The sequence below is a fragment of the Stenotrophomonas sp. ATs4 genome (assembly GCF_051861585.1).
Classification (GTDB): Bacteria; Pseudomonadota; Gammaproteobacteria; order Xanthomonadales; family Xanthomonadaceae; genus Stenotrophomonas; species Stenotrophomonas maltophilia_AS.
On sequence record NZ_JBLYPK010000008.1, the window covers coordinates 254,368 to 265,086 of the forward strand.

Sequence of the window (10,719 nt, forward strand, 5' to 3'; positions counted from 1 at the left end):
CCGGCATGGAACGGCCTCCATCATAGCCGCAGCACCGTGTCTTGTTGGCGACCGGCAGACGTGGCCTGTTCAGTCGCCAGCGGTGCTCAGCCCGGTCCCCACACGGCGGCATCCAGTGCAGCCGCCGGATCGGCCGCCGGCATCCGCACCCGGCCGTTCTCCACCACCACGCCCTCCGCGCGCAACCGCTGTGACTGCTCGCGCCAGCCGGCCGAGCCTTCCTCCATCGCAATGCGCCCATCCGAGCGCAGCACGCGGTGCCAGGGCAGATCCGGGTCGTCGTTCTGGCCGAGGATGCGCGCGGTCAGGCGCGCGCGCCCAGGCAGACCTGCGCGCATCGCCACCTGGCCATAGCCCATCACCTGCCCCGCCGGGATCGCGCGGATCACCGCCAGAATGCGCGCACGCGCCTGCTCCGGCGTCAGCGCCGCAGGCGGGTCACCAGCAGAACGCCGATCAGCACCAGCACGGTGCCGGCGATCTGCGCCGGCCCCATCGGTTCGTCGAGCAGCCATAGGCTCATCACGATGGTGGAAACAGGGCCCAGCATACCGACCTGCGCGGCCAGCGACGAACCCACGCGCTGCACCGCCAGCATGATCGCCAGCACCGGCAGCACCGTGCACACGGTGGCATTGACCAGCGACAGCCATTGCACCGGCGCCGGTGCCTGCCACAGCAACGGCAGCGGATGGGTCACCGCGAAATGCAGCAGCACCAGCACGCTGGCCACGCAACTGGCGTAGGCGGTCAGCCGCACCGCGCCGATGCGCGCGACCACCTGCCCGCTGCCGAACAGGTACAGCGCGTAGCTGAGCGCACTGCCCAGCACCAGCAGGCTGCCGACGATGATCTGCCCACCCTCGCGCTGCAGATCGTGGCCGAAGGCCAGCAGCACGCCGAGGTAGCTCAGCAGCAGCGCGGCAATCTGCCAGCGGCCCGGTCGCTGCCGCGCCAGCAGCACGTTGATCAGCAGCACCAGCGTCGGGTTCAAGTACAGAATGAGCCGTTCAAGGGTCACGCTGATGTACTGCAAGCCCTGGAAGTCGAGCAGGCTGGACAGGTAGTAGCCGGTGAAACCCAGCCACAGCACGCGGGCGCGGTCGGCCCAGCTCAGCGGCTCGGTCCGGCGCGCAGCCCACAGTGCCATCAGCACGAACAGCGGCAGCGCCATCAGCATGCGCAGCGCGAGCAGCGTGGTCGCATCCACGCCGTGACGCAGGCCGAGCTTGACGATGATCGCCTTGCCGGAGGCGGCGATGGCGCCGATCGCGGCCAGGCCGATGCCACCCAGCGCGATGCGAGGGGAAGCGGTGGCGATACGGGAGACGGGGCTGGACATCAGGACGACGGTGGAGCGCGCGGGGCGGCTGGAGGGAATCAGATCGCGTCCAATTGTCTCACGGCTTTTCCGAACGGACGATCCAACTTCAGTTCACGCTCACCGCCACTTCCGATCCACGCTTGGCGTGGATCTACTGACACCCCGGAATCAGTCGAAGGCGGGGCACTGTGGGATTGCGGGGTGTGAGCCGCATGGATGCGGCGACCAAGCCCCCAGGGACGGGTTCACGGCGCCCCGCAAGCCCACAGTGCCCCGCCATCCCGCGGAATGCCGCTGTTGCTCTCGGTGTTGCCTCTGCGGGTGCCGGGCGCAGCCCGGCTCAGCGCATCAGCACCACTTCTTCGGCCGAGGTCGGGTGGATCGCCACGGTGTCGTCGAACTGGGCCTTGGTCGCGCCCATCTTCACCGCCACTGCGAAACCCTGCAGGATCTCGTCGGCCGCTTCGCCCAGCAGATGGATGCCCACCACCCGTTCTTCCGGGCCGGCGCAGACCATCTTGAACAGGCTGCGCTGGGTGCCATTGGCCAGCGCCTGCAGCATCGGACGGAAACGGCTGTGGTAGACGCTTACCTGGTCGAAGCGCGCGCGCGCCTCTTCTTCACTCATGCCCACCGCACCCAGCGGTGGGTGCGAGAACACCACGCTGGCCACGTTCTCGTAGTCCATCTTCGACTGCGGGCGGCCACCGAACAGGCGGTCCATCAACCGCCGCGATGCAGCCACTGCCACCGGGGTCAGGCCAACCTTGCCGGCGATGTCTCCCACGGCGTGCACGTTCGGCACGCTGGTGGTCTGCCATTGGTCCACCTGCACCTGCTGGTGCTCACCGATGCCGATGCCAAGCGCTTCCAGGCCCAGATCACGGCTGTTGCCGCGACGACCGGTCGCGAAGAACACCGCATCGAACACGCTGTCGAGCGGGCCATCATGGCCGAACGCACGCACACGTTCGCCATCGCGCTGCAGTTCGCGCAGGCGATAGTCGAAATGGATGTGCACGCCCTGCTGCTTCAGGTTCTCGGCGAGCTGATCGGTCAGCTCGTAATCGAAGCGCTCCAGCAGGCGCTTGCCGCGCACCAGCAGGCTCACCTTGCTGCCCAGTGCCTGCAGCAGGCCCGCCAGTTCCACCGCGATGTAACCACCGCCGATGATCGCGACCTCGGCAGGCGCTGCACGCAGATCGAAGAAATCGTCGGAGACCAGGCCCAGTTCGGCGCCTGGAATGTCCGGGCGCAGAGGATGCGCGCCGGTGGCGATCAGGATGTGCTCGGCGCTGTAACGCACGCCGTCGCTGCAGGCCACGGTGTGCGCATCGAGCAGATGGCCGCGCGCTGGAATGCGCACCACGCCGGTCTCATCCAGGCGCTTGTGGTAGCTGGTGTGGATGTTGCTGATGTAGGCCTGGCGGTGGATCACCAGTTCCTTCCACGACAGCGCCGGGCGTGCCTCGACATCGAAACCCATCGCACTGGCCAGGCCGATGCGTTCGTGCAGGTCGGCCGCCAGCCACATCGCCTTCTTCGGCACGCAGCCAACATTGACACAGGTACCGCCCAGTTCACCCGGCTCCAGCATCGCCACGCGCTTGCCGTGCAGCGCGGCGCGGATCGCACCGGCCAGGCCGGCGGAGCCGCCGCCAAGGACGATCAGATCGTAATCATAGGGTGCAGTGCTCATCGGAATCGCTCGGGTCGGTAAGGGGCAGGATTGATCGTCGGCGCGTGGCCGCAGACTGGATCAGGGATCAGTGGGCCGGTGCCAGCGCTCATGCTGATGCCGAGCATGGCACGGCCCACTGCAGGCCAGACGTGAACTGGCGCCACCGATGACCTGTGGCGACTGCGCTGAGGGCGGCGGCGTTCATGGTCAAGTGCGTGCGTGGCGGGCATCGCTCAGCCCTGCCCTGCATCGCGTCGCATCGACGGCCACTGCCGATAGGTCATCGCTCGCCACAACCATTCCATCGGACCAAAGCGGAATCGACGCAACCAGAGATGGCTGATCACCACTTGTAGGGCGAACAGCAGCAGCGCCGACAGCAGCTGCACACTGCGCGGCATCACCTCGAACCAGCCCAGCCCGTAGTGGTAGAACAGCAGCGTGCAGACCAGCGACTGCCCCAGGTAATGGGTCAGCGCCATGCGCCCGACCGGCGCCAGCCATCCCAGCCGAGCGCGCAGGTGCACGATCCACGCCAGGTAGCCCAGGCACATCGGCAAAGCGCCCACCGTCACCAGTGCCATTGCCGCAGTCACCTGTAGGTCGTAGGCGCCCGGCACCAGGTACGGCTTCCAGGCAACACCCAGCAGCGTGACCAGCAGCCCCAGCGGCAACGCGATCCAGCGCAGTGACGCGTACAGGCGTGGGAAGCGCTCCGGTGCTGCCAGCGCACCACTGCCTGCGAACCAGCTGCCGATCAGGAACATGCCCAGCACTTCCGGGCCGGTGATCAGCAACGCCCCCATCGATGTACCGAACTCCTGCAGCCGCTGCACGTTGGCCTGGGTCCAGCTGCCGTGGCCGTAAACCAGCCGTTGCTGGCCAATGCTCTGCTGCGCCTCGGCCAGCATCTTCTGCACGTCCTCCGCCGAAGCCATCGATACCATCGCGCCGACCAGCAGCATCAGCGCCACACCACCGAGGTACACGATCACGCCCATCCACGGCAGCCAGCTGCGCGGCGCCTCGCGGCAGGCCAGCAGCGGCAGCGACACCAGCGCGTACATCACCAGGATGTCGCCGGACCAGACCAGCAGCGCATGGCACAGACCGATCAGCAGCAGCCCGGCGCTGCGGCGCAGGTAGAACGGAGTGAATCCACGTCCGGCCGCGTCGGCGCGCTGCGCCATCACCGCAAAGCCGGCGCCGAACAGCAGCGAGAACAGGGTGAAGAACTTGCCCTGCACGAACACGTAGACGAAAGCATCGGCCCAGTAATCGATGCCCTGCCAATGCGTGTCGATACCGGTGAAGGCCAGATCCAGCGGTCCGCTGAAGGCCTCGATGTTCATCAGCAGGATGCCCAGCAGCGCGGCACCGCGCAGGACGTCCAGCACCGCGATGCGTTCGCCGGAAGCTACCGGCTGCAGGGGAGGAGAAGCAGCGTTCACGGGGTATCCGTAGGGCAGGTCCGCCATTATGCCAACGGGCTGCGCGCCATGGATGGCCGCGCCGTGTTCCAGAAACGCAACGGCCCGCCGAAGCGGGCCGATGCAGCCATCATGATCGCGTTGCGATCAGTGCTGGTGACCACCGTCGCCGTGGACGTGGCCGTGGTCGATCTCTTCCTGGCCGGCTTCGCGCACATCGACGATTTCCACGTCGAAGTGCAGGTCCTTGCCGGCCATCGGGTGGTTCAGGTCAACGTCGACGACGCTCATGCCGACCTTCTGCACGGTCACCGCGCGCGGGCCGAAGTTGGTCTGCAGCACAACCTGCTGGCCCGGGGCCAGCTTGGTGTTGCCGAAGTGCTTCTTCGGCACGCGCTGGGACAGGCCCTCGCGACGCTCGCCATAGGCGTCGGCCGCCTTGACGTCGACATTGAAGGTCGCGCCGGCTTCCTTGTCCATCATGGCGTTTTCCAGGCCCGGAATGATGTTGCCGTGGCCGATCAGGATCGCCAGCGGCTCGCCGCGGTCCTTGGACGATTCGATCGGCTCCTGGCCGGCTTCGGCGACGGTGTAGTGGAAGCGGACAACGCGGTCTTTTTCGATCTTCATGCGCAACTCTGTCTGGATCTGCCGGAGGCAGGCGGGTTGGGGCGGGTTGTCGCCCAGCGGGGACGCCGCCATCATGACGGCCTATCCAAGGTGGCGCATTATCCGGAGATCATGCTCATCACGCCAGTTTCGTCCGGCCTGCGCCGGCTCCTCGCCCCGGCCCTGCTGCTGGCCCTGCCCCTGTTGATGACCGCCTGTGGTGGCGGCAAGGCCACGCGCCCCGCTCCACCGCCGCCCTCGGCGAGCTGGCCGAAGACGGTGCCGGATAACCCCGAGGCCGCCAACTCGGTGCTGATGCGCGCCATCAGCCTGGTCGGTACGCCGTACCGCTATGGCGGTAACACCCCTGATTCGGGCTTCGACTGCAGCGGCCTGGTCGCCTATGTCTATCGCGAGATGCTGGATCTGAAGCTGCCGCGCACCTCGCGCGACCTGGCTGCGGTGCAGGGCCCGAAGATCGATCCGCAGCGCCTGGCCACCGGCGATCTGGTGTTCTTCGGCAGCCGCGGCAACGTCACCCACGTCGGTATTTATGTAGGTGAAGGACGCTTCGTGCACGCGCCAAGCACCGGCGGTACGGTCCGGCTCGATTCGCTCAGTGGGCCCTATTGGAAGGACCACTACACGGGGGCGAAACGTGTTCTTCGCTAAAATGAACAGGCGATATGTTTAAAACTGTGACGCTCATCACTGTCAAAATAACTATTTTATAACGGAATTTTTAACTTTTAGAGGCTTCCGCAGGGCATGATGCCCCATCGTTTTTTTCCTGTGACCGACGCGTGACGACTGAAGACCAGACGTGCCAAGGCCAGACCGCCGCATTTTCGCGTAGTGCCCGCCCTCTGCTGATGGGCTTGGCGCTGTGTCTGACCAGCCTCCCGGCTTGGTCGCAGACTGTTCCCACCCGTTCCGATGTGACCCCGGCCCCGGTGGCCGAAAGCTCGTCCCGTCCGGCCGTCAAGGCCGAGGCTGCCGCTCCGCAGCGCAGCCGCGTCGATGCCGCCGCCAGTGCCACGCTGGCCGCCCTGCTGCCGCACCTGGCTGCCAACGACACCATTCCCCTGATGGACCGCTCGGCCGTGGTGGCCGGTGACCTCAGCCGCCTGCTTGCCAACTACGACACCAGCAGCGCCGCCAATGGCAGCGTTGTCGGCACCGCCGCCGACAATGGCAAGGTGCAGTCGCTGCTGCGCCGCGCGATGACCCTGCTGGGCACCCCGTACCGTTGGGGTGGCAGCAACCCGGACAGCGGTTTCGACTGCAGCGGCCTGGTCGGCTACGTGTTCCGCTCGGCGCTGGGCATCGAACTGCCGCGCGTCTCGCGTGAGATGGCCCACGATGACAACGCCGAACTGATCAACGACCGCACCGCGCTGGCCGCTGGCGACCTGGTGTTCTTCGGCCGCAAGGGCCGCGTCGACCACGTCGGCATCTATGTCGGCGACGGCCGCTTCCTGCACGCACCGAGCTCCGGCAAGGACGTGCGCGTGGACACCCTGCTCAGTGGCTACTGGGGCAACAAGTTCATGCAGGCCCGCCGGGTCGATCTGTGACCGGCTGGCGCCACGGCGCCGCCTGATACCGCAAAGCAAAGCCGCTGCCCTGCAGCGGCTTTTTTGTTGGGCCCGCAATGGTGGGTAGCTGCCGACCTTGGTCGGCACGGCCTTTATCCACGCATGGCGTGGATCTACCGTGGGTATGCCCCGTGGGTTCCTGCCGATGAGTGCTGGCCCTTGGGGTGTGCTGGCCCTTGGTGGGTGCCGACCGTTGGTCGGCACGGCCTTCATCCACGCATGGCGTGGATCTACCAAGAAAACAAAAGGCCCGCCGGTCAGGGCGGGCCTTTCATTTCCACGCAACCTCAGCTGCGCGGCGGCGTCGGGTCAGGATCGTCCACGCCGACGTTGCTGGACGGGTTGTCGTACACCGCCTGGTCGAGCAGCCCGGTTTCCTTGGCCACGATCACCGGCACCAGCATCTGGCCCGTCACATTCGTCATCGTGCGCATCATGTCCAGGATGCGGTCGATGGCATACAGGTAGCCGATGGTCTCCAGCGGCAGGTTGGCCGCACTCAGCACCACCGTCGCCATGATCACCGCCGTACCCGGCACACCGGCCGTACCGAAGCTGCCCAGCACCGAAGCAATCAACACCACCACGTACTGTTCCGGCGTCAGCGGCACGCCGCTGTACTGCGCGATGAACACCGCGCACAGCGCCGGGTAGATCGCGCCACAGCCGTCCATCTTGATGCTGGCGCCCAGCGGCACCGCGAATGAACCGTAGTCCTTGTTCACGCCCAGATTGTGGGTGATCGAACGCAGCGCCACCGGCATCGCGGCGAAGCTGGACGAGCTGACGAAGGCCACCTGCATGCCCGGCGCTGCGCCGCGGAAGAACTTCAGCGGGTTCAGGCCGTGCGCCAGCAGCAGTGCGCTGTAGACCACCACGATGTGCAGGGCACAGGCCACGTACAGGGCCAGCACGAAATGACCCAGCGGCAGCAGCTTCTCGAAGCCGTAGCTGCCGACCAGACCGGCGATCAGGCCGAAGGTGCCGATCGGGGTGACTTCCAGCACGAAGCGGGTCACCTGGATCATGATGTCGCTCATCTGGCCGACCAGCTTGCGCGCCTCGGTCACCTTCTCGCCCAGCTTGACGATGGCAAAGCCCACCAGACCCGCGAAGAAGATCACCGGCAGGATCGAGCCGCGACCGGCAGCCAGCACGGTTTCACCGGCCGCGTTGACCTTGGTACCGATGCCGGACAGCGCGTAGAAGACATTGGCCGGCACTACGTCCAGCAGCACCTGCACCACGCTGGGGACTTCGCGCGGCACATAATTGCTGGCCATCGACAGCTGCAGGCCACCAGCGCCGGGCTGCAGCACGGTGCCCACGCCCAGGCCGACGCAGACCGCCAGCGCGGCGGTGATCACGAACCACAGGAAGGTACGGCCACTGAGTGCGGCGACCGACTTCTGGCCGTGCAGCGACGAGATCGCGTTGATGACCGCGAAGAACACCAGCGGCACCGCGATCATCTTGATCAGGGTGACGTACAGCTCGCCGAGCGGGCCGAACCAGGTTTCAGCAGCCGGGCCGAGCGCCCAGCCGGCCAGCGCGCCAAGCACGAAGCCACCGACCACGCGCTGCCAGAATGGAATCCGCAGCCAGGCAGAGACCAGCTTCATAGGCAATCCAGAGGGGAAGGAAGGGATGCTGGCACGATAGCCCAAGGCGGGCCGCAGAACGACCGCCCCGCCGACAAATCAGTGTGTCATCGGCGTGCCTTGCGGGGGCGGGCATAATGAACATCCCGTTACAGTTTGTGAGATCCCAGCGTCCATGCGCCGTTCCGTCTCCCTGTTGGCCGCCTGCGCCACCACCCTGCTGCTCGGCGCCTGCGCCAGCACCCCCCCCGCTTCTGCCCCGGCCGGCCTCAAGGTCGCCGTCGATCCCGTTGCCCACCCGGCCGGCGAGACCCCGCAGTGGTGGTATCGCAGCGGCGCCGCCCAGGCTGCGGCCAACGGTGCGATGTCTGGCAAGGCCAAGAACGTCATCCTGTTCCTCGGCGACGGCATGAGCCTGACCACCGTGGCCGCCTCGCGCATCTACGAAGGCCAGCAGAAGGGCGGTTCGGGTGAAGAGAACCTGTTGTCCTGGGAGCGCTTCCCGGCCACGGCGTTCAGCAAGACCTACAACACCGATTCGCAGACCCCCGATTCGGCCGGCACGATGACCGCGATCACCACCGGCGTGAAGACCCACATGGGCGCGATCGGCGTCAGCGCCGGCAGCCGCACCGACTGTGCCGACAGCCTGTCCAAGGGTCTGCTCACCTGGCTGCAGCTGGCCGACAGCGCCGGCCTGGCCACCGGCGTGGTTTCCACCGCGCGCCTGACCCATGCCACGCCGGCCGCCACCTACGCGCACTCACCCGAGCGCAACTGGGAAAACGACACCGACCTGACCGAAGCGGCCAAGGCCGCCGGCTGCAAGGACATCGCCCAGCAGCTGTTGTCGACCTCGCGCTATGGCCGTGGCCCGCTGGTCGCCCTCGGTGGCGGCCGCGGTGAATTCACCACCGTGGAAGAGCGTGACCCCGAGTACGACGACAAGGTCGGCCAGCGTCTGGACGGTCGCAGCCTGGTGCAGGAATGGCAGCAGGCGCACCCGCAGGGTGCCTACGTATGGAACAGCAAGCAGTTGGCGGCCGCCGCGAACGCACCGGCCATCCTCGGCCTGTTCGAACCGGACCACATGCGCTACGAGTACGAGCGCCCGCAGGATCCGGGCGGTGAGCCGAGCCTGGCCGAACTGACTGCTGCGGCGATCAAGAATCTGTCGAAGCACCAGGAAGGCTACGTGCTGATGATCGAAGGCGCGCGCATCGACCACGCCAACCACAGCGGCAACGCCTACCGTGCACTGACCGAGACCGTGGCACTGTCCGACGCGGTGCGCGTGGCCAACGAGCTGACCTCGTCCGACGACACCCTGATCATCGTCACCGCCGACCACTCGCACACCCTGAACTTCGTCGGCTACCCGGCACGCGGCAACCCGATCCTGGGCAAGGTAAAGGACAAGGGTGGCGAAGACGGCGCCGGCAAGCTGGATTACGCGCTGGACGGCACCGGCCAGCCCTACACCACGCTGAGCTACGCCAACGGCCCGGGCCACACCGGCAGCAGCAACCAGCAACCGGCGGGCGCCAAGCGCTACCCGCACAATCCGAGCAGCTTCGAACCGGCCAACGGCCGCCCGAACCTGCGCGAGATCGACACCGAGCATCCGGACTACATGCAGGAAGCGCTGGTGCCGATGAAGTCCGAATCGCACGGTGGCGAGGACGTCGGCATCTGGGCACGCGGTCCGGGCAGCAAGGCGATCCGCGGCACACTGGAACAGAACGCGATCTACCACATGATCGTGCAGGCCACCCCGGCCCTGCGCGAGCGCCTGTGCCAGGCCGGCACCTGCGACGACAAGGGCGTGCCGGTGCAGCTGCCGGCGCCGACCGTCTTCGAGCGCAAGGCCGAGGCCAAGTGATCGCACGGCAGGCCCGCCCTGCCCGCGCCAGCGGCCGCCTCGCGCGGTCGCTGGTCCTGTTTGGCCTGCTGGCCAGTGGCAGTGCACTGGCGCAGGGACCAGCCTGCAAGGTCATGACCGAAGAGCATGGTCTTTGGATGCTGCCGGGCTGCGAGGTCGCCAACGGCCGGCCGCAGATCAGCCGCGACATCCTGGCGCAACTGCCCTACGACGATCACGGCCTGGCCGTGGTCTACGCAGGCGAAGGCTTCCACTACGTCAACCGCAAGGGTCGCAGCCTGCCGGTGATCACCTGGGACAACGGCCCGGAAACGCCGCAGGAAGGCCTGCTGCGCGGCCGCGTCGGCGACCGGATCGGCTACTTCGACCTGAAATTCCGCCAGGTCATTCCGGCCACCTTTGATTTTGCCTGGCCGTTCCAGGACGGCGTGGCCGAGGTCTGCAACGGTTGCCGTCGTGGTACGCCGGATGGCGATGGCCACACGCCGATGGAAGGCGGAGAGTGGTTCCGCATCGACCGCTCGGGCCGTCGGGTGAAGTAGGGTTTTCGGCAGGGCTGCGCCCTGCACCTGCAGACGCAACGGCCGAAGCAAC

10 protein-coding genes are annotated in these 10,719 nt (G+C 66.9%); 4 read left to right on the forward strand and 6 right to left on the reverse strand.

Annotated elements, in window-relative coordinates; genetic code table 11:
* Window positions 1–86: 86 nt before the first annotated feature.
* The 5 genes from ABR323_RS16040 to ABR323_RS16060 all read right to left on the reverse strand — a co-directional run bounded on the left by ABR323_RS16040 (window position 87) and on the right by ABR323_RS16060 (window position 5,065).
* Window positions 87–515 (reverse strand): MGMT family protein, encoded by a 429-nt coding sequence (locus ABR323_RS16040; RefSeq protein WP_414486787.1) that lies wholly within the window; start codon window positions 513–515, stop codon window positions 87–89.
* The gene (locus tag ABR323_RS16045) at window positions 422–1,342 is read right to left on the reverse strand and encodes a DMT family transporter (RefSeq protein WP_439450008.1); all 921 of its coding nucleotides are present in this window, start codon (window positions 1,340–1,342) and stop codon (window positions 422–424) included. The genes ABR323_RS16040 and ABR323_RS16045 overlap by 94 nt, the downstream gene beginning before the upstream one ends.
* Before the next feature lie 322 nt (window positions 1,343–1,664).
* The gene (gene gorA, locus ABR323_RS16050) at window positions 1,665–3,023 is read right to left on the reverse strand and encodes a glutathione-disulfide reductase (protein ID WP_439450009.1); all 1,359 of its coding nucleotides are present in this window, start codon (window positions 3,021–3,023) and stop codon (window positions 1,665–1,667) included.
* A gap of 215 nt (window positions 3,024–3,238) precedes the next feature.
* Window positions 3,239–4,483: a DUF418 domain-containing protein gene (locus ABR323_RS16055; protein WP_439450010.1), complete on the reverse strand. Its 1,245-nt coding sequence runs from the start codon at window positions 4,481–4,483 to the stop codon at window positions 3,239–3,241.
* Between the two features lie 99 nt (window positions 4,484–4,582).
* Complete coding sequence (locus tag ABR323_RS16060; RefSeq protein ID WP_135274640.1) at window positions 4,583–5,065, reverse strand: FKBP-type peptidyl-prolyl cis-trans isomerase; 483 nt, start codon at window positions 5,063–5,065, stop codon at window positions 4,583–4,585.
* A gap of 111 nt (window positions 5,066–5,176) precedes the next feature.
* Here ABR323_RS16060 and ABR323_RS16065 point away from each other — a divergent pair, with 111 nt between their 5' ends.
* Both ABR323_RS16065 and ABR323_RS16070 read left to right on the forward strand, forming a co-directional pair.
* Complete coding sequence (locus tag ABR323_RS16065; RefSeq protein ID WP_439450011.1) at window positions 5,177–5,716, forward strand: C40 family peptidase; 540 nt, start codon at window positions 5,177–5,179, stop codon at window positions 5,714–5,716.
* 131 nt (window positions 5,717–5,847) lie between these two features.
* Window positions 5,848–6,621, forward strand: a complete 774-nt coding sequence (locus tag ABR323_RS16070; RefSeq protein ID WP_439450012.1) for a C40 family peptidase — start codon at window positions 5,848–5,850, stop codon at window positions 6,619–6,621.
* 308 nt (window positions 6,622–6,929) lie between these two features.
* On the opposite strand, the gene ABR323_RS16075 is transcribed toward ABR323_RS16070, so the two are convergent.
* Entirely contained in the window at window positions 6,930–8,264 is a 1,335-nt protein-coding gene (locus ABR323_RS16075; protein WP_135274643.1) for a dicarboxylate/amino acid:cation symporter, read from the reverse strand.
* A gap of 154 nt (window positions 8,265–8,418) precedes the next feature.
* Between ABR323_RS16075 and ABR323_RS16080 the strand changes: the two genes are divergently transcribed.
* Together ABR323_RS16080 and ABR323_RS16085 are read left to right on the forward strand one after the other, a co-directional pair.
* The gene (locus ABR323_RS16080) at window positions 8,419–10,125 is read left to right on the forward strand and encodes an alkaline phosphatase (RefSeq protein WP_439450013.1); all 1,707 of its coding nucleotides are present in this window, start codon (window positions 8,419–8,421) and stop codon (window positions 10,123–10,125) included.
* Window positions 10,122–10,667 (forward strand): WG repeat-containing protein, encoded by a 546-nt coding sequence (locus tag ABR323_RS16085; protein ID WP_439450014.1) that lies wholly within the window; start codon window positions 10,122–10,124, stop codon window positions 10,665–10,667. Before ABR323_RS16080 ends, ABR323_RS16085 begins: the two co-directional genes overlap by 4 nt.
* Window positions 10,668–10,719: the final 52 nt, after the last annotated feature.